The following is a 25,371-nucleotide window of genomic DNA, read 5'->3' on the forward strand; positions in this document are numbered from 1 at the left end:
AGGAAATGACTGTACAAGAAATTTCACGAGTAATCGATGGCAAACGCGTTATTGTGAAGAAACCTGAACTGTTAATCCCTGCGGGTAACTTAGAAAAATTAAAAGTAGCTATCCATTATGGGGCAGATGCTGTATATTTAGGTGGACAAGAATTTGGTCTTCGTTCGAATGCAGGTAACTTTACACTGGAAGAAATGGCAGAAGGTGTTGAATTTGCAAAGAAATATGGAGCAAAAATATATGTAACAACAAATATCTTTGCACATAATGAAAATATGGACGGGCTAGAGGAATATTTAAAAGGGATTGAAAAAGCTGGCGTAACGGGAATTATCGTTGCTGATCCGCTTATTATTGAGACTTGTAAACGTGTAGCGCCTTCTGTTGAAGTGCATTTAAGTACACAACAATCACTATCCAACTGGAAAGCAGCACAGTATTGGAAAGAAGAAGGTTTACATCGTCTTGTATTAGCTCGTGAAGCAAGCTATGAAGAAATGAAAGAAATTAAAGAAAAAGTGGATATTGAAATTGAAGCATTCGTCCATGGTGCAATGTGTATCGCATATTCAGGCCGATGTACGTTAAGTAACCATATGACAGCACGTGACTCTAACCGTGGTGGTTGTTGTCAATCTTGCCGTTGGGACTATGATTTAGTTCAAACAGTATCACAACATAAAGATGCAAAAGAGCTTCCTCTATTCCAAGAAGAAGATGCTCACTTTGCAATGAGTCCAAAAGATTTAAATTTAATTTTATCAATTCCGAAAATGATTGAAATTGGAATTGATAGCTTAAAAGTTGAAGGACGTATGAAATCAATCCATTACGTAGCAACTGTAGCAACGGTATACCGTAAAGTAATTGATGCGTATTGTGCGGATCCGGATAATTTTGAGTTTAAACAAGAATGGTTAGATGAGCTTGATAAATGTGCAAATCGTGATACAGCTCCCGCATTCTTTGAAGGGGTTCCAGGACATCAAGAGCAAATGTTTGGAAATCATAGTAAGAAAACAACGTATGATTTCGCTGGTTTAGTGTTAGATTATAATGAAGAAACAGGCATCGTAACGATTGAGCAACGTAATCATTTCAAACCAGGACATGAAGTGGAGTTCTTTGGGCCAGAAATAGAAAACTTTACGCAGACGGTGGAGAAAATTTGGGATGAGGATGGAAACGAATTAGATGCAGCGAGACATCCGCTGCAAATCGTGAAATTCAAAGTGGATCAACCAGTGTATGTGAATAATATGATGCGCAAAAGCATACTTCAATAAGAAAGAGTTGATAGTCGAATGGGGACGAATAAGCCTGTTGTAATTGGAATTGCTGGTGGTTCGGGATCAGGTAAAACGAGTGTAACGAAAGCGATTTTTGACCATTTTAAAGGTCATTCTATTTTAATCTTAGAGCAAGATTATTATTACAAAGATCAAAGCCATTTACCAATGGAAGAGCGTTTAAAAACAAATTATGATCATCCGCTTGCGTTTGATAATGATCTGTTAATTGAACATTTGCAGCAGTTACTTGCATATGAGCAAATTGATAAGCCTGTATATGACTATACATTGCATACGCGTTCAGAAGAAGTTATTCCAGTTGAGCCGAAAGATGTAATCATTTTAGAAGGAATTCTTATTTTAGAAGACCCACGTCTTTGTGAGTTAATGGACATTAAGCTATTCGTTGATACAGATGCAGATCTTCGTATTTTACGCCGCATGCAGCGTGATATTAAGGAACGCGGCCGTACGATGGATTCAGTTATTGATCAATACGTAAGTGTTGTACGTCCAATGCACAATCAATTTATTGAGCCTTCTAAGAAATTTGCGGATATTATTATCCCTGAAGGTGGACAAAACCATGTTGCAATTGATATTATGGTGACAAAAATTGCAACAATTCTTGAACAAAAAGTAAATTTGTAATAGCATAGTAAAAGATATACGATAGGAAGGGATTTTTTCCCTTCCTATCGAATACAATGAAACATGCAACCTCATCTATATATAGGTGAGGGCATATTTATATCAACTTTCCATACATATCTTCTTTATATAAAGAGGAATTGGGAATACGGGGTTGTATGTGACAACTCCGCTAGTACAGGCGTGCTAGAAACCTCCGCTATACATATAAGTGGGGGAGTTTTCATATGGAACTCCTCTTTTTTTTCGGGGGATTGGTATATAAAAGGAGTGGAAAATATGGCAACAGAAAAAACATACCCTATGACGCAAGAGGGTAAGCAAAAGCTAGAGAACGAACTTGAAGATTTAAAAACGGTAAAACGTAAAGAGGTTGTAGAGCGAATTAAGATTGCACGTAGCTTCGGAGATCTTTCTGAGAACTCTGAGTACGATGCAGCGAAAGATGAGCAAGCGTTCGTAGAAGGACGTATTACACAATTAGAAAACATGATTCGTAACGCAGTTATCATCACAGATAACGGCGAAGAGTCTACAGTTGTTACATTAGGTAAAACAGTAACATTTAAAGAGTTACCAGGTGGAGATGAAGAATCTTACACAATCGTAGGTAGCGCAGAAGCAGATCCATTTGAAGGAAGAATTTCTAACGATTCTCCAATTGCAAAAAGCTTATTAGGTAAGCAAATTGGTGAGAAGGTAGCAATCCAAACTCCAGGTGGAGAAATGCAAGTAGAGATTATCTCTGTAAAATAATAAAAAATCACTCGTGTAAAAGCGAGTGATTTTTTTATTTGTATAAAAGATGAAACACTCCGTCCAAACTATAATAGACGAGGTGTTTTTTATGAAAATAAAACGGAGAATTACAATTGTTTTAATTTGTTTTATATGTATCATGTTTATTTTACTTTGTCGTTTAATTCAAATACAAATTATAGATACAGAATCATTTACAGATCGTAAGATAAATTTAATTGAAAAAAGTGTTACACAACGGACGCAGTCCATTACGGTAGATGATGGACGAGGCCATTTTATAGATCGGAACGGTAAGGAAATAGGTGAGAAAAAGTATCCTGTTTTAATTATTTTTCCATTTCTACAAATAAAAAATGACATGTTAGAGAAAATTGCGCATATCATTGGTGTGTCGAGACAAGAGATTGAAAGTCAAATGAAAGACAAGAAAAGTGCATTTATCATGCAAAGGGGAAATGGTCCATTTCGCTTGGCACGAGAGCAGATGGAGAAGATAAATCAATTAAATGTATTAGGTATTGTAGCAGCTGAAGTTCGTTTACGACAAACTGGCAGGGTGAATCATTTAATTGGCGATGTGGGGGAGAATGAACGAGAATTTCAAAAACGATACGGAGAAGTAAGAAAAATTTCAAGGCAAACGCCAATTGGTATTTCAGGATTGCAGCAATCATTTGATGAATTTCTTTTGACCGATGGAGAGGCAAAAGTATTGTATCAAGTGGACCGACAAGGGGAACCGATTTTTGGAAAACAAGCAAAATATACTGCTCCTGGAAATCCGTTTTATCCAGTGACGATTCAAACAACTTTACATAACAGGTTACAGCAAAAAGCAGAAGAAGTGCTTGAAGCAAGCGAAATAAAGAAGGGGGGATTAGTATTACTTGATGTAAAGACAAATGAAATTTTAGCGATGGTCAGTAAACCATCTGTGCAGGTGAAGGATGAGCGTTTATATACAACTACACTTGAAAATCAAATGTTGACACCACATTTTCCTGGTTCTGTTTTTAAAACAATAGTTGCAGCGGCAGTGATTGATCAAAATGAAAATGTGTTTAATCGTACATTTAATTGTAATCAAGATTTATATGGTGAAGACCACCCACAGGTTATGATGGGTACACTTAGTTTTAAAGAGAGCTTTGCTAGAAGCTGTAACAGGACATTTTCAGAGTTAGGTAATGAGCTAATACAAAAGGATAAGATGGTGTTAGAAACTTACGTAGCGGCGTTAGGAGCCGCTAGTAAGGTTGGATGGAAAGATTCTGTATTTCATACAACTCATTTTGAGCAAATGCCAGAGGAGAAGAGGGTTACGATTTGGGGTAGTGAAGGAAATAAGAATAGTAAAAAGGCGGTAGCGCAAACAGCAATTGGACAGAAAGATGTACGTATGTCACCTCTAGCGATTGCAAATATGATGGCGACGATTGCTAGAGGTGGAGAAAAGATGGAAGTGAAAGCTGTGGAAAAAATAATGTATAAAAATGGAACGGACTTCTATACATTTGAAGACCATACATTAGGTGGAAAACAGCTTTCCTATGAAACGGTGAAAACATTACAAGAGTTATTAAGGGGCGTTGTAACAACGGAGAAAGGAACAGGAGCAGCATTCAGGTCGTTACCACTAAGTGTTGCCGGAAAATCTGGGACAGCGCAAACAGGAAAAGGGATGAAAGTGAATCGTTGGTTTGCAGGTTATTTTCCATATGAAAATCCAAGATATGCTTTAGTTGTCGTGGATATAGAAACGAATAGCAATGTAAATAAAGTTACACCTATTTTCAAAGCTATCGTAGAATCAATCTATCGATTAGAGAATGAAAAGTAATCTTGCAATTCATAGTGAAATGTTTTCATTTCGTGAAAATATTATTGTAAATGTTCAACCTTTCTAGATTTAATGTTACAATAGCAAGTATGAAAAACTGCATGGAGGTTTGAAGAATGGCAGGAGGATCTAGATTCCAACAGAAACAACAAAAACGTCGTCAAAACGGTGTTTTAAATATTGCAATTGCAATTGTATTAATATTAGTAGCTATTGTATCATATCAATTGTTTGTTCCTGAAAGAAAAGAGCAAGCGTCTTCTAGTGATAAAAAAGTAGCTCAGCAAACAACAAAAGAGAATAAAGCTGAGAAAGCTAAAGGCAAAGAAGAGACGAAGAAGAACGAGCAAGATAAGACAGAGGCTAAGAAGCAGGAAGAAGAAGAGAAGCAAAAGGCTGAGGAAGAACAGAAAAAAGCTGAAGAAGAAGCGAAAGCTAACGAGAAAGCACCAGCTGAAAAAACACAGTCACAGGCAACAGATGCTTATACGAAATCTTCTTGGAAGCCAGTAGGTACAGAGCAAGGTGCAACACCTGCGATGACGTTTAAAAAAGGTACAGCAGATTGGAATGAGATGAATCAAGCGATTTCAGCTGCAATTGACGTTCCAGTAAATCAATTAGTTATCCATAGAATTGGAAATAACGGTAAGAATAAAGCTTACGGTAACGTACAAGATAAACAATCAGGTAAAAAATATTATGTGAATATTGATTGGGTAGAAAATGAGGGCTGGAAACCAGTACTTGTTCAAACTCTAAACTAAAAAAGAGAGGCTCCTTAAGAGCTTCTCTTTTTTAGTTAGCGTAATTTCTTTAATTTAAAATGAACAACCGCGCTATAATATGGTCTTTTGCTTTCGGGATCCATAACCGTTTGATGCGAGATGTGATGAACTTCAAGCATAAGTGCTTTATTATTATCGATTTGTTCGCTAATTTTTCGTTCCAAAGAAGCTAAGTCTCCTGCTTCGAAAAACTCTACTTTATCTTCTAACATTTCAAAGGTAAATGACACGAAGACGACCCCTCTCCTATGTAATCAACTATAGTGTAACAAAGAAAAGAAGGAAATACCATGTACATTTCAATTGACATTTTTAGCAAGAGGGCATATCATACTGATAAAACCGATAAGAAAAAGGGGAATTTTTATGGGGACAGAATTTAATGGTTTATTTGATGAGTGGGCTCATACGTACGACTCATTCGTACAAGGCGAAGATATACAATATAAAGAAGTTTTCGCTCGTTATGAGGATATTCTAGAGGATGTAGTTAACAAGTCATTTGGTAATGTATTAGAATTTGGTGTTGGTACTGGAAATTTAACAAGTAAATTATTACTTGCTGGCCACATAGTTTACGGTATAGAACCGTCACGTGAAATGCGCATGATTGCAAAAGAGAAATTGCCGCAAGAGTTTTCGATTACAGAAGGTGATTTTCTTTCGTTTGAAGTTCCAAATTCAATTGATACCATTGTAAGCACCTATGCATTTCATCATTTAACAGATGATGAAAAAAATGTAGCGATTGCGAACTATAGTCAATTGCTAAACAAAGGTGGTAAAATAGTGTTTGCTGATACGATATTTGCAGATCAAGATGCATATGATAAAACTGTTGAAACAGCAAAACAAAGAGGTTTCCATCAGTTAGCGAACGATTTGCAAACGGAATATTATACACGTATTCCAATCATGCAGTCTATTTTTGAAAACAATGGCTTCCATGTAACGTTTACGAGATTAAATCATTTCGTTTGGGTAATGGAGGCAACTAAGCAATAGAAAGAGGGATTAGATTGAGAATTGCTGTAATTGGAGCAATGGAAGAAGAAGTACGTATTTTACGTGACAAATTAGAACAAGCAGAAACAGAAACGGTTGCGGGTTGTGAATTTACGAAAGGACAATTAGCAGGACATGAAGTAATCTTGTTAAAGTCTGGTATTGGTAAAGTAAATGCAGCGATGTCAACGACAATTTTATTAGAAAGATATAAGCCTGAAAAAGTAATTAATACTGGTTCAGCTGGTGGCTTCCATCATTCTCTAAACGTTGGAGATGTAGTTATTTCAACAGAAGTTCGTCATCATGACGTAGATGTAACAGTATTTAACTATGAGTATGGTCAAGTACCAGGAATGCCGCCTGGATTTAAAGCTGATGAAGCATTAGTTGCATTAGCTGAGAAATGTATGCAGGCAGAAGAAAATATTCAAGTTGTAAAAGGTATGATTGCAACAGGTGATTCATTTATGAGTGATCCGAACCGCGTTGCAGCAATCCGTGATAAATTTGAAGACCTTTATGCAGTAGAAATGGAAGCAGCAGCTGTTGCACAAGTATGCCACCAATATGAAGTTCCGTTTGTTATTATTCGTGCACTTTCTGATATTGCTGGTAAAGAATCAAATGTTTCATTTGATCAATTTTTAGATCAAGCAGCTCTTCATTCTACAAACTTTATCGTAAAAGTATTAGAAGAGTTAAAGTAATGTAACAAAAAGGCAACTGTCTCATATAAAGAAAATACATACAGTTGCCTTTTCTTTATTGGCAAATAAGGGGGAGAACACGATGAATGTATATCGTGGAGTTCATGAGTTGATTGGTCATACACCAATTGTAGAAATTACTCGTTTTTCACTTCCAGAAGGGGTCCGTTTATTTGCAAAGCTTGAATTTTATAACCCAGGTGGAAGCGTTAAGGACCGTTTAGGAAGAGAATTAATCGAAGATGCGCTAGAAAAAGGGCTTGTTACCCAGGGTGGAACAATTATTGAACCAACTGCTGGAAATACTGGTATTGGACTGGCACTTGCAGCGTTACAACATGATTTACGCGTTATTGTTTGTGTACCAGAGAAATTTAGTATTGAAAAACAAGAATTAATGAAAGCACTAGGCGCAACGGTCGTGCATACACCGACTGAGCAAGGAATGACCGGCGCAATTGCAAAAGCAAAAGAATTAGTAAATGAAATACCGAATTCATACTCTCCAAGTCAGTTTGCGAATGAAGCAAACCCGCGTGCTTATTTCAAAACACTAGGTCCTGAACTTTGGTCGGCACTTAACGGAGAGATTAACATATTTGTTGCAGGAGCAGGAACTGGTGGTACATTCATGGGGACTGCATCTTATTTGAAAGAAAAAAATGTAGATATAAAAACGGTTATTGTGGAACCAGAAGGATCCATTTTAAATGGTGGTAAAGCTGGTTCGCATGAAACAGAAGGGATCGGCCTTGAATTCATCCCGCCATTTTTGAAAACATCTTATTTTGATGGAATTCATACAATTTCTGATCGAAATGCATTTTTACGAGTAAAGGAATTAGCGCAAAAAGAAGGACTGCTTGTTGGGAGCTCTTCAGGAGCAGCATTTCATGCAAGTTTACTTGAAGCAGAGCAAGCGGCACCAGGTACAAATATTGTAACGATTTTTCCTGATAGTAGTGAGCGTTATTTAAGTAAAGACATATACAAAGGATGGGAATAAAAAATGAGAGCAAAGACAAAGTTAATTCATGGTATTCGCATAGGAGAACCTTCAACTGGATCTGTAAATGTACCGATTTATCAAACAAGTACGTACAAACAAGAAGCAGTTGGTAAGCATCAAGGATATGAATATTCACGTACAGGCAACCCAACACGTGCAGCTTTAGAAGAAATGATTGCAGTATTAGAAAACGGTCATGCTGGTTTTGCATTTGGTTCAGGAATGGCTGCTATTACAGCTACAATTATGTTGTTCTCAAAAGGTGACCACGTTATTTTAACAGATGATGTGTATGGTGGAACGTACCGCGTTATCACGAAAGTATTAAATCGCTTCGGTATTGAGCATACATTTGTAGATACAACCAACTTAGAGGAAGTTATAGAAGCAATTCGTCCGAATACGAAAGCGATTTATGTGGAAACACCAACGAACCCATTACTGAAAATTACTGATATTAAGAAAATATCTACTCTTGCTAAAGAGAAAGATTTATTAACAATTATCGATAACACATTCATGACGCCATATTGGCAGTCGCCGATTACTTTAGGAGCAGACATTGTACTTCATAGTGCAACGAAATATTTAGGAGGTCATAGTGACGTAGTTGCAGGCCTAGTAGTTGTAAATAGCCCGCAATTAGCAGAAGACCTTCACTTTGTACAAAACTCAACAGGAGGCATTCTTGGCCCACAAGATAGCTTCTTACTACTTCGTGGTTTAAAAACATTAGGAATTCGAATGGAAGAGCATGAAACGAATTCACGCGCAATTGCCGAGTTTTTAAATAACCATCCAAAAGTAAATAAAGTATATTACCCAGGTCTTGCATCACATCAAAACCATGAACTAGCGACAGAACAAGCAAATGGATTTGGTGCTATTATCTCATTTGATGTAGATAGCGAAGAAACATTAAATAAAGTACTTGAGAAATTACAATACTTTACACTTGCTGAAAGTTTAGGAGCAGTAGAAAGTTTAATTTCTATTCCATCTCAAATGACACATGCATCAATCCCAGCAGATCGTCGTAAAGAGCTAGGAATTACAGATACATTAATTCGAATTTCTGTCGGTATTGAAGATGGTGAAGATTTAATTGAAGATTTAGCACAAGCACTAGCATAATAAAAATGCACTGCTCATATAGGCAGTGCATTTTTATTACATCACTTTTGTGAAATGTTTCACAAAATAGACATACACAAATGAAATTATTTCATGTATATTAAATTCATGAAATGTTAATCACGAACAAACTTGTGAAACGTTTCACAAACAATGAGGTTCATGTAGGAAAGCAACTCTATTTTTTTTGCGCTAATCGGGACTTATTATGACCTATAGGGTCTTATTTAGTCCATAATAGCAGAATAGGAGGAATTTACATGGTAGTCAAAGAGAAAGTTGTAAATGAAATGCAGGAAGTAAAAGAGATGATTGATACGTTAGTGAATAACGGTCGAAAGGCTTTACAAGCATTAGAAAGTTTTACACAAGAGCAAATTGACAACATTGTTCACGAAATGGCATTAGCAGGTGTGGATCAACATATGCCACTTGCAAAGTTGGCTGTTGAAGAAACAGGTCGTGGTGTATATGAAGATAAATGTATTAAAAATATTTTTGCTACTGAATATATTTGGCATAGCATAAAAAAAGATAAAACAGTAGGGATTATCCACGAAGATCCTCATGAAGAAATAATAGAAATTGCGGAACCTGTCGGTGTAGTAGCTGGGGTAACGCCAGTAACGAATCCAACGTCGACAACAATGTTTAAAGCATTGATCGCGATAAAAACGAGAAATCCAATTATTTTCGCATTTCATCCTTCAGCACAAAGCTGTTCCATTGCAGCAGCGAAAACAGTATATGACGCTGCGGTGAAGGCCGGGGCACCAAAACATTGTATTCAGTGGATTGAAAGACCTTCTGTCGAAGCAACGAAACAATTAATGAACCATGAAGGGGTTGCACTTGTTTTGGCCACTGGAGGAGCAGGTATGGTGAAATCAGCTTATTCTACTGGAAAACCAGCGCTAGGTGTAGGTCCTGGTAATGTACCATGCTATATAGAGAAATCAGCGCATATAAAACGAGCTGTTAATGATTTAATTTTATCAAAAACATTTGATAACGGTATGATTTGTGCATCAGAACAAGCAATCATTGTAGATAAGGAAATTTATGATGATGTGAAAAAAGAAATGATTGCAAACAATTGTTACTTTGTAACAGAAGAAGAGAGAAGAAAATTAGAAAAGCTTGTTATTAATGAAAATACATGTGCAGTCAATAGTGATATTGTAGGGAAATCAGCACAGTACATTGCCGCATTAGTTGGAATTACTGTGCCTGAAAATACAAAAATGCTTGTAGCTGAAATACAAGGTATCGGAGCAGCATATCCACTATCTCGTGAGAAACTGAGTCCAGTATTAGCTTGTGTAAAAGCAAATTCACTAGAAGAGGGACTTACATATTGCGAAGACATGTTAGACCTCGGTGGTTTAGGACATTCAGCAGTCATTCATTCTACAAATAAAGAAGTACAAAAACAATTTGGATTACGTATGAAAGCTTGCCGTCTTATTGTAAACGCCCCTTCATCACAAGGTGGAATCGGTGACATATATAATGGATTTATTCCATCACTTACGCTTGGTTGCGGCTCGTATGGGAAAAACTCAGTTTCTCAAAACGTAACAGCGACGCATTTATTAAATATAAAAAGGTTGGCAAATAGAAAAAAGAATATGCAGTGGTTTAAATTACCACCAAAAATTTATTTTGAAAAACATGCGACAGCATATTTAGCAAATATGCCTAACATTTCACACGCATTTATTGTAACGGATCCAGGAATGGTTGAGCACGGATATGTAGATACGGTTACGCATTATTTACGTAAACATGCAAATGATGTAAAAGTCGAAGTTTTCTTTGAGGTCGAGCCAGATCCATCAGATGAAACTGTGTTTAAAGGTGCGGAAATGATGAGAAGTTTTAAGCCAGATGTAATTATCGCACTTGGTGGTGGTTCAGCTATGGATGCAGCGAAAGGGATGTGGCTTTTCTATGAGCACCCAGAAACAACATTCTATGGAATTAAACAGAAGTTTTTAGATATAAGAAAACGTACATGTAAATATCCGGAATTAGGAAGTAAGGCGCAGTTTGTTGCCATTCCAACAACATCAGGAACAGGATCAGAAGTGACACCATTTGCGGTTATTACAGATAAGAAAAATAATATAAAGTATCCGCTCGCGGATTATGAATTAACACCAGATGTAGCAATTGTTGATCCACAGTTTGTAATGACAGTACCACCACATGTAACAGCAGACACTGGGATGGACGTATTAACGCATGCAATCGAGGCGTATGTGTCTGTTCTAGCAAATGACTATACAGATGGATTAGCATTAAAGGCCATTGATCTCGTATTTAAATATTTACCAAGAGCATTTAAAGATGGAAATGACGAAGAAGCACGAGAAAAAATGCATAATGCTTCTGCAATCGCAGGGATGGCATTTGCAAATGCTTTCCTAGGCATTAATCACAGCTTAGCACATAAAATTGGACCAGAATTTCACATTCCGCATGGGCGTGCGAATGCAATTCTTATGCCGCACGTAGTTCGCTATAATGCTATTAAGCCAAGAAAACACGCATTGTTCCCAAAATATGAGCACTTTGTAGCTGATGAACGCTATGCACATATCGCGAGAATGCTCGGGCTTCCAGCAGGCTCGACAGCAGAAGGTGTGGAATCACTCGTCCAAGCAATTATTGAGCTTGGAAAAAGCTTAAATATAAATATGAGTATTGCAGGACAAGGAGTTGCTAAAGACCAATTTGAAGAGGTTGTTGGATTATTAGCAGAAAGAGCTTTTGAAGATCAATGTACAACAGCTAATCCAAAATTACCTCTCATTTCAGAGCTGAAAGAAATTTATATGGAAGCATATAAAGGTGAGTAATGGTTATGAAAGGGTCGCAATAAAGCGGCTCTTTTTCTTTTGGAAAACATCTCCCAGAATGGCTGTATTTACTGGTCTTTAAGTTTAATAGAATATGATACAGTGAAATGGAGGAGTGAGAATATAATGAAAGAATTACAAGGGAAAATAGAAGATTATACTCGGTTCGGACAAATTCTTCTCGCTGTAAGTACATTGTTAATGGTTGGCTTATTGATTCCGAATGGAGCAAAAGAAACAATACAATCTTTTGTTATGATGGGGAGCACCATTATATTTTTAAGTTTATCATTCTTTTTCTTTCAGCGTGTGAAAGTGATGCGAGATCAGTTAGAGGGAAATGAATGTGAGTAATATTATGAAATAGAGCACTACAAAAAGAACGAATCTTTTTGTAGTGCTTTTTGTTTTTGTAAAAAATGTATGCGGTTTATATTGACAATGATAATCCTTATCAATTAAAGTAGAATAGTAGTTAATGATTATCATTATCAGTTAGAGGTGAAAGAATGAAAAAATCTATTACGCTATTCACAGCGATTTTATCTATTTTTTTCTTGTTAATAGGTTGCAATGCAAAGGGAGACGAAAAAGCATCTGCAACAAAAACAGAAAAAGGAAAAGAGAAAATCGAAGTTACCGACCTATCAGGAAGAAAGGTAACATTCGATAAAGTGCCAGAGAGTTTTGCAACATTAAGTATGGGAGACATGAATATTATTCATGCTTTAGGCGGAAAAATAGTAGGTCGTCCGGATGCAAAAATAACTCTTCCAGAGGATGTAAAGAAAGTACAAGTAATCGGGAATGCACATCAACCGAATTTTGAGCAAATCGCTAGTTTAAAACCGGATGTACTTATTGCTAACAATGGGTTTCAAAAGAATGTTCCAACGGTTGAAGGACAAGGAACGAAAGTAATGATTTCTTCTGCGAATTCTGTACAAGATATTCAAAAGAATATTGAACTATATGGAACGATAATGAAGAAAGAAGATAAAGCAAAAGAACTTAATCAAAAAATTAATGATCAAATGAAGACATATGAGAAAAAGAGTGATGTGAAAGCACTGTTAGTATACGGAGCACCAGGTACTTATTTAGCAGCATTACCAACATCTTTATCAGGTAATATTTTAGAAAAAACAGGCGGAAAAAATATTGCAGCTGATTTTCCGGAAATGAAGGAATATCCGCAATATGCGCAGCTAAGTGTAGAACGTATTATTGAGGCAAATCCAGATGTGATTTATTTAATTACACATGGAGATCCAAATAGCGTTAAAAAAGCATTTGAAGGTGAAATGATGAAAAATGAAGCGTGGAAAAATTTAGATGCAGTAAAACAAAATCGTGTAGTTATTTTGCCACCAGACTTATTTGGATCAAATCCTGGAACAAAAGTTACAGAAGCAATGGACTTTATGTATAAAAGTATACAAGATGTAAGGAAATGATAAGTATGGAAAGTAGTGAAGTAGTAAGGGAAAAGGAACATCCTTTTGCGAAAAAAAGATGGATAATAGCAGTTACTTTAGTTGTATTAACGATTCTAGGTCTTTTTTATGGTCTTTTCGCAGGAAGCCTATCCTTTTCTTTACGAGAAATTCTAACAGGGATACAAGATGAAGGTTCGACGGTTCATCGAATTGTATGGGACCTTCGTATACCGAGAGTGCTCGTTGGATTTATAGTAGGAACATGTTTAGCAGCATCTGGTGCACTGCTGCAAGGGGTTATGAGAAATCCTCTTGCAGACCCTGGTATTATCGGGGTTTCATCTGGAGCAGGCCTTGTAGCAATTGTAATTATGATTTTATTCCCTCAGCATATGGCATTTTTACCGCTCGGGGCGTTTATAGGAGCTTTCATAACGGCGATGGTCATTTATGCTTTATCATGGCAAAAAGGGGCGCCGCCTTCAAGGATTGTCTTAGTAGGTGTATCAATCAATGCATTAATTGGTGCAGCGACGTCAGCGTTAATGTTATTACATAGTGACAAAGTACAATCGGTGTTACCCTGGTTAGCAGGTGGCATTGGTGGTGTAAGTTGGGCGCATTTAAACATGATTATTTATTATGCAATATTCGCTATTATATTAGCCTTCTTTGGTATAAAGCATATTCGAGTATTAATGCTTGGAGATGAAATGGCGAAATTATTAGGTCATAACGTGGAGAAAAGCCGGTTTTATTTAATAGTAGTAAGTACACTATTAGCTGGAATTGCAGTTAGTGTTTCTGGTCTTATTGGATTTGTCGGACTTGTTGTACCACATATGTTACGTTTATTAGTTGGAAATGACTATAAATATTTACTGCCATTATCATGCCTTGGCGGAGGTATATTACTTGTTTTCGCGGATGCGATAGCTCGAAGTTGGTTCGATCCAATTGAATTGCCTGTTGGTATTTTATTATCCTTCTTAGGCGGTCCGTTCTTCTTATATTTAATTCATAGAGGAGGAAGGCAACGTGATTTCCGTTAATAAAGTGTTTTACGCACATTCTGAAAGATTTCAAATGCAAAATATGAATGTACATATTAAAGCTGGAGAGGTCGTTAGTTTAATTGGACCGAATGGATCGGGGAAATCTACTTTGCTTCGTTTAATGGCAAGACTACTTAAACAAAGCGAAGGGGATATCATTTTAGATGGAAAAAGTATTCATACGATGAAAAGTGCCGATGTAGCGAAGCAATTAGCGATGTTACCACAAATGCATGATCATAAATTAGATTTAACAGTGAAAGAATTAATCGAATTTGGAAGGGGACCTCATAAATCATGGAGAGATCGCTTAAATAAAGACGATGAAGAAATTGTTGATTGGGCATTGTCTGTTACAAATCTTGAAGGATATGAATATCGTCTTTTACAATCTTTATCAGGAGGAGAAAGACAACGTGCCTGGATTGCAATGACGCTAGCACAACGTACAAATGTCTTATTATTAGATGAGCCAACAACCTTTTTAGATATCGTTCATCAGTTGGAAGTAATGGAACTTGTGAAACGGTTAAACGAGGAGTTTGGCATGACAATTGTAATGGTTTTACATGATATTAATCAAGCGGCTCAATATAGTGATCGTTTACTCGTATTAAAGCGAGGGCAGCTTCAGTATGACGGTATACCAGAAGAAGTGTTATGTCATGAAATGTTTCAACGTGTGTTCGGCATAGAGGTAGATATTTTTCAAGGAAGTGACAAGCCATTTTTTACACCAAAACGAATTTCTAAAAAAGGAGGAGCAAGATGCGAACAGAAGAATGTATTACCACTGAGTTAGTAAGAGAATTTGTTATGGCAGCTCACGGAGATTTAGAAAAAGTACAAGAACTGTTGGCTGAATCGCCAAGCTTACTTCATGCCTCTTACAATTGGGGCGGATCAGATTGGGAAAGTGCGTTAGGAGCGGCGGCACATGTAGGTCGTAAAGATATTGCTCTCTATTTACTAGAAAAGGGTGCTCGAATGGACATTTTTGCGGCCGCGATGCTTGGAGAATTAGAAGTTGTACAAGCTATTTTAGTAGCACAACCAGAGGCATTGCGTGCATCGGGTCCACATGGTATTTCCCTTCTTCAACATGCACGAATGGGTGGAGAACAAGCACAGCGTGTATTTGAGTACTTAACGGTGATCTCTTAATGACCGCAAAGGTTCTTATGTGCGGTAAACTTTTCACTTTCATATAATTGAAAAGTTTACCGCCCGTTAGAACGGGATAAGTATCTAGTATATTTGAAAATCCTACACCCCCTCAATTGTAGTTTTCTTTATGCTAGTTATGATATGGATGCAGTAGACAATATTTGTCTACTGCCTTTTTTAGATTCTTGGGAGATTGAATATTCTGTATTTTATTCTTGGTTCATTTATAATAGATAGTAACATTTTAGTATACATACAAAACATGATCGTGTAGTTAAGTACAAATTCGTGGGAAGGAGTGCAGAGATGTTTCATACAGATCATTTACAAATTCGCAAATATACAATGGATGACTTGCAGTTCTATGCTTCGCTATGGGGAAATGAGAAGGTAATGCGCTATATTGGAAATGGGACGTTAAAAACATATATGCAATGTAAAAAAAGTTTGGAGGAGTGGGTGATTCCTAGCTATAAAAACGGTCTTGGTTTATTTGTATTGATTGAAAAGGAAACGGGAATACGAATTGGTCATGCAGGGTTAGTAAAGCAGCAGATAGATGGAAAAGAAGAAATTGAAATTGGTTATTGGTTATTACCTCAGTATTGGGGAAAAGGGTATGCGAAAGAAGCAGCGGCAGCATTTCGAGACTATGGTTTCCGAGCGTTACGAATGAATAAATTAATTTCTCTTATTAATCCGGATCACCCCGCCTCAATCTTTGTTGCTAGAAAAACAGGGCTTAGTTATGAGAAAACAACTTCATTTCATGGGATGGACGTTCTTGTTTATTCCATTAAACGCGTTGGATGAAAAAAGGTAAATTTCATCTTTTGAAGAATGGTATATAAAAATAAAGGGGGGATTACATGTATATTTATCATAATGGCCTTATTATTCGTGAGGGAACGAATGGTGTGCCAGCATATGCAATTAAAACTTTATTCGAAGATGCTGGTTGGGGTAATGATAATATCCCTTCTTGGCAAATTGAAAAATTCACGATAGCATTTGAAAATTCAACATGGGCATTCACAATTTGGGATGAAGAAGAGATGATTGCGATGGTTAGAGTCATTTCTGATGGAATCATGATCGCGAACATAGTAAATTTAGTTGTGAAATGTGAATATAGAGGGAAGGGGTTAGGTAAGAAACTTGTCGCTCTTTGTTTGCAAAAGTTGCCACATGGAGACTGGTTTGCACATACATCTGCGAGTAATTTTGATTTTTATAGAAGTTGTGGTTTTGAGGTGAGAGAGTTATCGAGAAATGGAACATGTGCGTACTACGGGTATCAAGTAGCAAAAAAAGATGGGCACCGATAAAAGTAAGATGGTGTAGAAAAAGGATCGCTATTTTAATAATAGAAACTGAACTGAGACTCATTTTATGATAAAATAAAAGAAAATTCTGTTTATTAAACGGGGGATAAAAATGAATGTAAAAGTTGGGGATGTATTTAAATACGAAAGAAGATTTACTGAGGAAGAGGTTTTTGAATTTGCAAATATTACAGGAGATAAAGGTAGGCATCATATGGAATATGATGAAAAAGGACGTTTAATGGTTCATGGTTTATTAACCGCTAGTATTGGAACAAAAGTAGGAGAAGAATTACATTACATAGCAAGAGAATTAGTAAGTGAGTTTATTAGACCGGTTTTTACAGGAGATACGATCACTTGTGAACTAACTTTGACAAATATTGAACAGATGGAAGGATATAAAAAGGTTTCAATCGAGTCAGTTTATCGCAATCAACATGAAAAAACTGTACTAGTTGGGACAAGTTATGGCGTTATAAGGGGATAAAAAAGAAGCCTGATTTACAGGCTTCTTTTTTATTTAATAAACACGTTTTCGATTTTCTGCATGACTAGAGATGAGTAATAATGCAGTTTCTTCTCCTATATTACGAACGATATGAGGAACACATGCATTCCAAGAGAAAGAATCACCCTCTTCTACAATTGCAATATCTTCTCCATGTTGAACTTCTAGTTTTCCGCGTAATACAAGGTGACATTCTTCCCCTTCATGGGCATTTGGTATATTTTCTTTCGGAAACCCAGCAGGAATTTCCACGAGGTTTAGGCGGAGGCCACCTTGCTCTGCAACATGTTCAATTCTTTGTTCATCTTTTCCGTATACACTGTATTTACGCTCTACCTTTTTAACAACTTTCAACCGATCTTTTTGTTCTAATAATAAATAGGGAAGGGGAACGTTTAAAAAATTGGAGATTGTTTCTAAAGTTGAGATAGATGGTGATGTTTTATTATTTTCAACCTGACTCATAAATCCTTTAGAAAGACCTGTTCCCTCACAAATTTGTGCGATTGTTATGCCTCTACGTTGACGAATTTCACGTATTGCAGAACCAATATTCATAAAATCAAGCTCCTTTTTGTAAACAACTATTTGTATCATAGCAAAAAAAATATATTTTTTCCCAGTGAAAATGAATTGACGAATAAAAAAAATTAGTGTATGTTTTGTAATGTAAATAAAAGTTTTGTATAAGAAAACTATAAAGGAGAGAATGAAATGAATCAACATATCGGTAACTTAATTATTCGTATCGTGTTAGGGGTAACATTCTTTATGCACGGTTTAACAAAATTCCAATCGGGGATTGACAATATTGCAGGGTGGTTTACAAGCATTGGTTTACCAGGAGGTCTTGCATACGGTGTAGCAACAGCGGAAGTAGTTGGTGGTATATTGTTAATTCTAGGTTTAGGTGTAAGATATATTGGATTATTATTTGCACTTGTAATGGTTGGAGCAATTGTAAAAGTAAAATGGTCAGCTGGTTTATTAGGAGATGGAAAAAATCCTGGCTTCGAATTAGAACTTGCATTGTTAGCAATGGGTGCGTACTTATTTGTTGCGAAAGCAGACGGTTTTGTAGATAATTTCTTAAAAGAGAGAATGTTAAAGAAGAACTAAATTAAATGGGGGGCTAACAAGATGAGTTTTCAACTTCATCCCGACACAACACTTGATGTTGTTCATTTATATGTATCAAATATAAAGAAATCACTAGAGTTTTATACAGAAGTACTAAGTATGAAAGTACTAAAAGAAGATGAAATGGTTGTTACATTTGGCAATGAAAATAACGAACCACTCCTTATCATTGAAGAAAAGAAAGAAGCTCTACCAAAGCAAAGAGGGAGAACGGGGTTATATCATTACGCAATCTTATTACCAAGCAGACAGGATTTAGCGAATATTCTTCGTCATCTTGTAGAAATGGTATATCCACTGCACGGCGGAGCCGACCATTACTTTAGTGAGGCCCTTTATTTAGCTGATCCAGATGGAAACGGGATTGAAATTTATCATGATCGCCAAAAAGAAGTTTGGCGTGATGAGAATGGAGAACTACCATTTGTTAGTAACCCGTTAGCTGGTGAAGAACTATTACAGCAAGGAAGTACATGGAATGGATTTCCGGCGGGTACTGTGATGGGACATATTCATCTCCATGTAGCTGATTTGGAAGAAGCGAAACGTTTCTATGTGGATGGTCTTGGTTTTGAAGTAACAATCCCAGCTCGTAATGGAGCGTTGTTCGTATCGGCAGGTGGCTATCATCACCATATCGGTTTAAATACGTGGCAAGGTGAAGAAATACCGCCGCAAATGCCAAATTCCGTCGGCTTGAAATATTTCACAATTGTACTAGCGGATGAAAAACAAAAAGAGCAAGTATGTGAAAGCTTAAAAAATATTGGCAAAGTCGCTACGTACAAAGATGGAATATTACAAGCCCAGGATCCATTTGGACATTGTATTCATTTCAAAATAAAAGGAGAAGCCTAAAAAAGGCTTCTCTTTTTTTACTTTCTTATAATTGCTTTTTCGTTTTGTAAAAATAGTTCATCAAACTGCTTTGCAAGCTCAAAATCTAGTTTCGTTAAACCTTTTGCATTCCAAGATGACAAAGTAATAATGACTGCTTTATACTGGATAAGGATAAATGGATGGTGATTACGTTCTTCTGATAGTTTGGCGGCTTCAGAGACAAATTCGACTCCTTTTAAATAGTCGGAAAACATATATTTTCGTTCAATCCATTTTTCATCTTTTATCATCCATTTATCCACCTTTAATAATTCCCCTTGAACTTCTTCTTCAGTTAATCGTAGCATCATTTTTCACATCCTTTACATGCAGTAGTGCAAGACCATTGTTAATAAGGCGTGTTACAGCTTCGTCAGTTGTGAAAGTAGAAAGTTGTTGTAATAATGCTGCTGATGTTTCGTGTCCTTTGTTATGCTCTAAAAGTAATTCTAATATTTCAAGGCGAAGCAGCCATTCTTTCGGATAAAATTTATTTAATACCTCTTGAATTGCTACTAATTGATCGACATGTGCGTCGTGTAAAATACCTCCACCTCGAATATCACGAACTGTTTGATACATACGATCCAGCTCAGTTAATGCAAGAGGTGCTGGAGTTTCCTCTGTTTCTTCATCAATTGGGAAAAATGATGCTGCATCTGCGGCACCTGGGAATACGGAAGTAATTGTTGAACCAACAGCCATATCAAATGCGCCCCATGAAGCATCAAATAAAACACGGTCGTTATAAGTAACTGTGCAATTGATAAAGGAAATAAGCGCAATTTTCTTATTGTTTTTTACAATATCTGTTACTTTTCCTTTTACATGAATACCACTTGCAAAAGTGAATGCTGCTTCATTTCCGATTGTAATTCCTAATGATTGTAGTTGTTCATCTGTACAATTTTCTAATGCAATATTTTCAGTGAGTAATCCAATTGGTGTTCCAAAGCCGTCACTGTGTACAGACGTAGAATGATTCGCTAGCTGTTTATTGTGAATTGCTAATGCTGTTGGTGAATTTGTTCGCATGTAAATCACTTTACCTGCATCGTTTTCAATTGTCTCGCTGAATGTACCTGTAATCTGTAATCCACTAGTTAGTTCAGCAGTTGCATAGTTTTCAGAGCGAATCGCTTTTTCTAAACCTTCCTTTCCACCTGTTTTAAAGGCCATCGTTTCAGCAAATGTCTCAAGTGCTTCAGTCAGCTCTTCAAATGATTCACAAACAAATAGTTGAGGTTGCATTTTTGTTACGTCATAAGTTGTTCCAGTACATGCTTCTATAGAAAATGGAACCTTTTCTACAGCGTCTGTTAAGCAATGTTTGCTTTCGCCAACAGAGGAAAGGAGACCAGCGCCATATATTTTTGGAGCGTCTATACTTCCGATTAAGCCATATTCTACTGTCCACCAGAAAAGACGCGAAATTTGTTCCGCTTCTGATAAGCCAGAAACTAAGTTTTGTTTTTCAATTACATTATTTTCAGCAGCTGTAACTTCATCAGGCGTAGAAGTAGGGCTTTCTTTTACAATCGTTAATGTACGAACAGCTTCGAATGCATCATGTTCTTCTTTTGTAGAGAAAGCTTTTGCACCAATTTGCCCAAATCGTTTCACATATTTTGCATATGTAGGATCAAGTAAAATAGGTGCGTGTCCTGCTGCTTCGTGTACGATATCTGGAGCAGGTGTATACTCGATGTTTTCTACTTTGCGAATATCTGTTGCGATTGGTAATAATCCGTGTCCTTGAAAATCAAAGAAGGCTACGCCAGGAATAAGCCCGTCAATCGTTACAGCACCCCAGCCGCTTGGTGCTAAACACTCATTCATTTCTTCTACCTTTGGAATTGCATCTATATTAATACCAGATGATTGTAATCCGTTCACATAGGCTGGATGAGCAACGTCTTTTAAGAAACTATGATTTTGTCTCATAATGTAACGCCACACAGCGTGATTCACCGGTGTGTATTGATCATAATGCTGCGTGGATACGAATGGTTTTAAATGTGATGGAATTTCTGTTTTCTTTGTCATTTAGACATCCTCCTTTTTTTAAATAAAATTAAGTATCGGTTTTGTATAGCTTGTATCACCCCCTTTCAAAATTGTAAGCGCTTATAAAATTTTATCATAAGATTCGGAATTATTTAACATTTGTTTCTGTGAGAAATAGAAAAAGCCCCTATCGGAAAATCCGATAGGGGCGAAAGAATCGCGGTACCACCCTATTTGTAAGTGAAAATATACTTACATCTCAATTAATGATAACGGAAAAACTCCGTCTTTTCCTTCATGCCTATAAGCACTACGAAAAAGAAGCTCCAGAATTGTAATTCATACTTATATATGTGCTAATTTCCACCGACCATTAGCTCTCTGTAACAGGGATATAAGATACTACTGCGATTCTTTCAACGCGTATATTATGAAATTATGTAAAAGGATGGACGCAAAAAAGTCCCTATCGGAAAATCCGATAGGGACGATAAAAATCGCGGTACCACCCTATTTGTAAACAAGTAATTGTTTACCACTCACTTTAAGATAACGGAAAAATCCGTCTTTCTCTTCATGCATAAAAAGCATTACGGGAAAGAAGCTCCAGAATTGTAATTCACGCTTGTATATGTACTGATTCGCACCAACCATCAGTTCTCTGAGACAGGGATATAAGTCGCTACTAGTATTCCTTCAAAGCCGATATATAATTCGTTCAACTAAACTATGTTTTGTATTATAAAACTATATTTAAAAAATTGTCAACAATAATTTTTTATTTTACATTTAAATCAACATTTAAATTAGATGTATTTCCAGCTGCATCTGTTGCTACAATGTGAATTGTATTCTTTCCTTGTTGTAATTGATTACGATCGAAATAAATTTCGTAGTTTTTCTCCCATGTGTTTAAGAATGCACTCTCCCATACACCATTTCCGTTAATCTCATATTGTATTCCCACTGGAATACCAGGTGCAATCCAACCAGATTCTGTCATCCAATCTAGTAGAATATCATCAACGTTTCCTCTAATAATAAGATTTTCTTGATCAATTTCGTGAGTTAACTTAGGTGCTGTTCGATCGATAAATACAGCTCCTGTTTGCTTTGTTTCTCCACCAGAGTTAGAAGCAACGGCTTCGATTTGGTATAAGCCATCAGGCAACGGAGATCCGTCTGCTCTTGTACCATTCCATTTGAAAGATTTATAACCTGGTGTTTCGTTTTTACCTTGATATACCTTACCTTGATATGTCACACGGTCTTTCGTGATTAAATTGGCATGAAACGCTATATCTTCAACTGGTGTAACTAAATAGTAATTGATTAGGTTGTCATCTAATATTTTGTCATTATTTGGACTGAAAGTAGAATTAACGATTTCAAGGCCATCAATACGCTTGTATTCTTTCGGATCGATGCTAAATGTAAATGGAATACGCATTTCTTCCGTTTTCCCTTGCTCTTTTACATACAGATTCCCTGTATATACGCCTTGCGGTAAGGAGCTATCTACAGTAATAGTAAAAGGTTTTTCAATGTTACTATTCGGTTTCATACTAATAGAAGAAGGGAAAGAAGTTTGGATTTTTGTTTTTGTATCTAGTAATTCAATACGAGTTGAAAAGTTTTTCTTTTTGTTAGAAAGATTTTGTAACGTAATATTTTGTGTTAGTTTCACTTTACCGCTATTTGGTTTAATAAGACCGAAACTTACATTGTTCGGTTTCACTAACGCATCCGTTTGAGCTGCTTTCGGAATGTTAATTAAACCTGATCCTTGTGCCATAACAGGATATGTATTTTCATTGACATCCTTTAATGTTTTTGCAGTGTTGGCAAGAGCAGATTTCAATTGTTCTGTCGTCCAATCAGGATGCATTTGACGTAGTAAGGCAACGGCTCCTGCTACTTGTGGCGCAGCCATACTTGTTCCGTTGTGAGATTCATAGCCACCCCTTGGTACCGTACTAGTAATTTGTACTCCAGGTGCAACAACATCAGGTTTTATGAGCCAACTTCCTTGTGATGGTCCTCTGGAACTAAAGTTACCAATAAGTTCTGTTTTGTTCGGTTGTCCAATTTTTATATTTTTCTTTCTTTTTGTAATTAAATTTTTCAACTCTTCACCATTTGTATTTGATAGTTGCATAACTGGAAGAGCTATCTCTTCACGGCCAAAATATTCAGGCATAATATTAATTTCTTTTTCATTAGAAATTAGTAGCACCCCGATAGCTCCAGCTTGTTTCGCTTGTTCTGCCTTTACTAACGTGCTTGAAGTTCCTTGTAAAACAAGGACGAACTTCCCTTTCACATCTTGTTTAGCGTAATCACTTGAATTACCGTAGCCAACATAGACAAGCTGAGCATCGTTTCCTACTTGGAAATCTGCTTTTGATAACGGTAATCCTTGGTAAGATTTATTAGAACCAGCTACTTGGAATGCTGGGAACGGAATAGAAACAGTTGATGCGCCAACAGAGATGACACTACGTGCGTTACCAGGAGCATCAACAGACCAAGGTTTTGGTCCATCATTTCCATTTGAAACAACTGCAGTAACACCAAGTTTTGCTGCGCGTTCTAACGTCATTGTTACAGGTTGATCAGGGACATTCAAATCTTGACCGAGAGATAAATTTAAAACGTCAGCACCATCTTGAATAGCGCGCTCAATACCTTGAATAATATCATCGGTCGTACCAGTTCCACCATCGTTCATGACACGGTAAGCGAGTATAGAAGCATTCGGAGCAACGCCTTTAATTTTTCCGTTACCAGCAATAATACCAGCTACATGAGTACCGTGTACGTTACCATCCATCGGATCGTTATCCTCATCGACTGTATCGTATCCACCGATATAGTTTGCTTGTAAGTCGGGGTGTGTGTAGTCTACGCCAGAATCAATAATAGCGACTTTCATACCTTTTCCATCAAGCGGTTTGCCAGATGGATCTTTTAAATTCCATGCTTCAGGTGCACCGATTGTCGGTCCGCCAATATTTGGCGCTTCTTCTTTAGTAGCGCTTTTTGCTGTTTCATGCAATTTATATGTTAAGTTCGGATAAACAGCTTTTACTTCGGGTAAAGAAGCTAAAGCAGCAACTTGATCTCCTGGGATAGAAATAGAGAATCCAGAAAATAATGTGCTATACGTTTCTTTTATCTTTGCTTTTGGTGCTTTTTCTCTAATTTTCTTTGTTGTATCCTCTTGCGCCTTTTTTAGTTGTGCATGGTATGATTGCACATTTCCATTTTTTAAATCTGGAGCATGCTGAATGTTACTTTGTGAAGCGAGCGGAGCATGTTGCAATTCTACAATGACTGAAATTTCTTTTGATGTTTTTGTTTCAACATTTTGCGCGATTTTGTTTTCTCCCCATTGCTCAATATTCGCTTTTAACTGTGGACTAAATTGCTTCTCCTTTTGCAGCGATTCAGCATGCGCGCTTAAAGCTCCAAAACTAGAAAAGACAAGCGCCATACTTAATAGTGCAGATGTAGTTTTTTTCATTGAAACTCCCCCTAATAAAAAGTGCCAATATTCCGAAAAGTTATCTTACATTTTTGTTCTGAAATATAAAATCGAATGTTGGATAAACTATACTTTCGACATAATTCATACCAATCCTCTTTGAATTAAAAATTTTTCGGGAAATTTTTTGGGATTATGTCGAATGGCTAATATTCAGCGAGGAAAGCCCATTCTTATTGGGGATAAATCCACAATAATTCTGCAATTAATAAGGAGTGAAATTCGCATATAGTAAGTGGAATATGA

Annotated in this window: 25 protein-coding genes and 2 other annotated features; of the genes, 20 read left to right on the forward strand and 5 right to left on the reverse strand. The window is 36.7% G+C overall.

The features are described from left to right. The first annotated feature begins 5 nt into the window (after nucleotides 1-5). From ABH961_RS10525 to ABH961_RS10545, 5 genes are all read left to right on the forward strand, one after another. The gene (locus tag ABH961_RS10525) at nucleotides 6-1,286 is read left to right on the forward strand and encodes a peptidase U32 family protein (RefSeq protein ID WP_000217969.1); all 1,281 of its coding nucleotides are present in this window, start codon (nucleotides 6-8) and stop codon (nucleotides 1,284-1,286) included. A gap of 18 nt (nucleotides 1,287-1,304) precedes the next feature. Further along, nucleotides 1,305-1,943 (forward strand): uridine kinase, encoded by a 639-nt coding sequence (gene udk / locus ABH961_RS10530; RefSeq protein WP_000537082.1) that lies wholly within the window; start codon nucleotides 1,305-1,307, stop codon nucleotides 1,941-1,943. Nucleotides 1,944-2,222: 279 nt separating this feature from the next. Next, complete coding sequence (gene greA, locus ABH961_RS10535) at nucleotides 2,223-2,699, forward strand: transcription elongation factor GreA (protein ID WP_000179964.1); 477 nt, start codon at nucleotides 2,223-2,225, stop codon at nucleotides 2,697-2,699. Nucleotides 2,700-2,790: 91 nt separating this feature from the next. Continuing rightward, entirely contained in the window at nucleotides 2,791-4,545 is a 1,755-nt protein-coding gene (locus ABH961_RS10540) for a peptidoglycan D,D-transpeptidase FtsI family protein (RefSeq protein WP_098079987.1), read from the forward strand. Nucleotides 4,546-4,661: 116 nt separating this feature from the next. Beyond that, complete coding sequence (locus ABH961_RS10545; protein ID WP_000897090.1) at nucleotides 4,662-5,312, forward strand: YrrS family protein; 651 nt, start codon at nucleotides 4,662-4,664, stop codon at nucleotides 5,310-5,312. A 35-nt stretch (nucleotides 5,313-5,347) separates the two neighbouring features. Here the strand turns inward: ABH961_RS10545 and ABH961_RS10550 are convergent, their stop codons facing one another. Next, nucleotides 5,348-5,563: a YrzA family protein gene (locus tag ABH961_RS10550; protein ID WP_098079985.1), complete on the reverse strand. Its 216-nt coding sequence runs from the start codon at nucleotides 5,561-5,563 to the stop codon at nucleotides 5,348-5,350. 136 nt (nucleotides 5,564-5,699) lie between these two features. On the opposite strand from ABH961_RS10550, the gene ABH961_RS10555 reads away from it, so the two are divergent. From ABH961_RS10555 to ABH961_RS10615, 13 genes are all read left to right on the forward strand, one after another. Beyond that, on the forward strand, nucleotides 5,700-6,338 hold the full coding sequence (locus tag ABH961_RS10555) for a class I SAM-dependent DNA methyltransferase (protein WP_098079983.1): 639 nt from the start codon (nucleotides 5,700-5,702) through the stop codon (nucleotides 6,336-6,338). A 14-nt stretch (nucleotides 6,339-6,352) separates the two neighbouring features. Next, nucleotides 6,353-7,048 carry a 5'-methylthioadenosine/S-adenosylhomocysteine nucleosidase gene (gene mtnN, locus ABH961_RS10560; RefSeq protein WP_061677219.1) on the forward strand — a complete coding sequence of 232 codons (696 nt, stop codon included), beginning with the start codon at nucleotides 6,353-6,355 and terminating at the stop codon, nucleotides 7,046-7,048. An 82-nt stretch (nucleotides 7,049-7,130) separates the two neighbouring features. Next, nucleotides 7,131-8,054, forward strand: a complete 924-nt coding sequence (locus ABH961_RS10565; RefSeq protein ID WP_404519378.1) for an O-acetylserine dependent cystathionine beta-synthase — start codon at nucleotides 7,131-7,133, stop codon at nucleotides 8,052-8,054. A 3-nt stretch (nucleotides 8,055-8,057) separates the two neighbouring features. Beyond that, nucleotides 8,058-9,191 (forward strand): bifunctional cystathionine gamma-lyase/homocysteine desulfhydrase, encoded by a 1,134-nt coding sequence (locus tag ABH961_RS10570; RefSeq protein WP_098079979.1) that lies wholly within the window; start codon nucleotides 8,058-8,060, stop codon nucleotides 9,189-9,191. Nucleotides 9,192-9,451: 260 nt separating this feature from the next. After that, nucleotides 9,452-12,055: a bifunctional acetaldehyde-CoA/alcohol dehydrogenase gene (adhE, locus tag ABH961_RS10575; protein WP_098079977.1), complete on the forward strand. Its 2,604-nt coding sequence runs from the start codon at nucleotides 9,452-9,454 to the stop codon at nucleotides 12,053-12,055. A gap of 126 nt (nucleotides 12,056-12,181) precedes the next feature. Beyond that, nucleotides 12,182-12,409: a YrhC family protein gene (locus ABH961_RS10580; RefSeq protein ID WP_000661459.1), complete on the forward strand. Its 228-nt coding sequence runs from the start codon at nucleotides 12,182-12,184 to the stop codon at nucleotides 12,407-12,409. Nucleotides 12,410-12,564: 155 nt separating this feature from the next. Beyond that, on the forward strand, nucleotides 12,565-13,512 hold the full coding sequence (locus tag ABH961_RS10585; protein WP_048541454.1) for an ABC transporter substrate-binding protein: 948 nt from the start codon (nucleotides 12,565-12,567) through the stop codon (nucleotides 13,510-13,512). Nucleotides 13,513-13,517: 5 nt separating this feature from the next. After that, nucleotides 13,518-14,546, forward strand: a complete 1,029-nt coding sequence (locus ABH961_RS10590; RefSeq protein WP_048541456.1) for a FecCD family ABC transporter permease — start codon at nucleotides 13,518-13,520, stop codon at nucleotides 14,544-14,546. Then, nucleotides 14,533-15,351 (forward strand): ABC transporter ATP-binding protein, encoded by an 819-nt coding sequence (locus ABH961_RS10595; protein WP_098079975.1) that lies wholly within the window; start codon nucleotides 14,533-14,535, stop codon nucleotides 15,349-15,351. Before ABH961_RS10590 ends, ABH961_RS10595 begins: the two co-directional genes overlap by 14 nt. Then, entirely contained in the window at nucleotides 15,318-15,713 is a 396-nt protein-coding gene (locus ABH961_RS10600; RefSeq protein ID WP_087985284.1) for an ankyrin repeat domain-containing protein, read from the forward strand. The genes ABH961_RS10595 and ABH961_RS10600 overlap by 34 nt, the downstream gene beginning before the upstream one ends. Before the next feature lie 309 nt (nucleotides 15,714-16,022). Then, nucleotides 16,023-16,529 carry a GNAT family N-acetyltransferase gene (locus tag ABH961_RS10605; RefSeq protein WP_404519382.1) on the forward strand — a complete coding sequence of 169 codons (507 nt, stop codon included), beginning with the start codon at nucleotides 16,023-16,025 and terminating at the stop codon, nucleotides 16,527-16,529. 56 nt (nucleotides 16,530-16,585) lie between these two features. After that, nucleotides 16,586-17,044, forward strand: coding sequence for a GNAT family N-acetyltransferase (locus ABH961_RS10610; protein WP_404519383.1), 459 nt, complete (start codon nucleotides 16,586-16,588; stop codon nucleotides 17,042-17,044). 109 nt (nucleotides 17,045-17,153) lie between these two features. Then, nucleotides 17,154-17,531, forward strand: a complete 378-nt coding sequence (locus ABH961_RS10615) for a hotdog family protein (protein ID WP_001101451.1) — start codon at nucleotides 17,154-17,156, stop codon at nucleotides 17,529-17,531. 33 nt (nucleotides 17,532-17,564) lie between these two features. On the opposite strand, the gene ABH961_RS10620 is transcribed toward ABH961_RS10615, so the two are convergent. Beyond that, a complete protein-coding gene (locus ABH961_RS10620; RefSeq protein ID WP_001020697.1) occupies nucleotides 17,565-18,110 on the reverse strand; it encodes a helix-turn-helix domain-containing protein in 546 nt (181 codons plus the stop codon). 156 nt (nucleotides 18,111-18,266) lie between these two features. Here ABH961_RS10620 and ABH961_RS10625 point away from each other — a divergent pair, with 156 nt between their 5' ends. Together ABH961_RS10625 and ABH961_RS10630 are read left to right on the forward strand one after the other, a co-directional pair. Next, on the forward strand, nucleotides 18,267-18,671 hold the full coding sequence (locus ABH961_RS10625; protein WP_001071551.1) for a DoxX family protein: 405 nt from the start codon (nucleotides 18,267-18,269) through the stop codon (nucleotides 18,669-18,671). Nucleotides 18,672-18,692: 21 nt separating this feature from the next. Then, the gene (locus ABH961_RS10630; protein ID WP_000009827.1) at nucleotides 18,693-19,550 is read left to right on the forward strand and encodes a VOC family protein; all 858 of its coding nucleotides are present in this window, start codon (nucleotides 18,693-18,695) and stop codon (nucleotides 19,548-19,550) included. Nucleotides 19,551-19,567: 17 nt separating this feature from the next. Here the strand turns inward: ABH961_RS10630 and ABH961_RS10635 are convergent, their stop codons facing one another. The 3 genes from ABH961_RS10635 to ABH961_RS10645 form a co-directional block, all read right to left on the reverse strand. Continuing rightward, complete coding sequence (locus tag ABH961_RS10635) at nucleotides 19,568-19,882, reverse strand: 4a-hydroxytetrahydrobiopterin dehydratase (protein ID WP_046957588.1); 315 nt, start codon at nucleotides 19,880-19,882, stop codon at nucleotides 19,568-19,570. Beyond that, complete coding sequence (locus tag ABH961_RS10640) at nucleotides 19,863-21,617, reverse strand: aromatic amino acid hydroxylase (protein WP_098077922.1); 1,755 nt, start codon at nucleotides 21,615-21,617, stop codon at nucleotides 19,863-19,865. The genes ABH961_RS10635 and ABH961_RS10640 overlap by 20 nt, the downstream gene beginning before the upstream one ends. A gap of 162 nt (nucleotides 21,618-21,779) precedes the next feature. Continuing rightward, nucleotides 21,780-22,007 (reverse strand) — a binding site (T-box leader). Between the two features lie 51 nt (nucleotides 22,008-22,058). Next, nucleotides 22,059-22,287, reverse strand: a binding site (T-box leader). 69 nt (nucleotides 22,288-22,356) lie between these two features. Then, nucleotides 22,357-25,104, reverse strand: coding sequence for a S8 family serine peptidase (locus ABH961_RS10645; RefSeq protein ID WP_098642263.1), 2,748 nt, complete (start codon nucleotides 25,102-25,104; stop codon nucleotides 22,357-22,359). Nucleotides 25,105-25,371: the final 267 nt, after the last annotated feature.

Source organism: Bacillus sp. RC251 (genome assembly GCF_044908765.1).
GTDB classification, from domain to species: domain Bacteria; phylum Bacillota; class Bacilli; order Bacillales; family Bacillaceae_G; genus Bacillus_A; species Bacillus_A wiedmannii.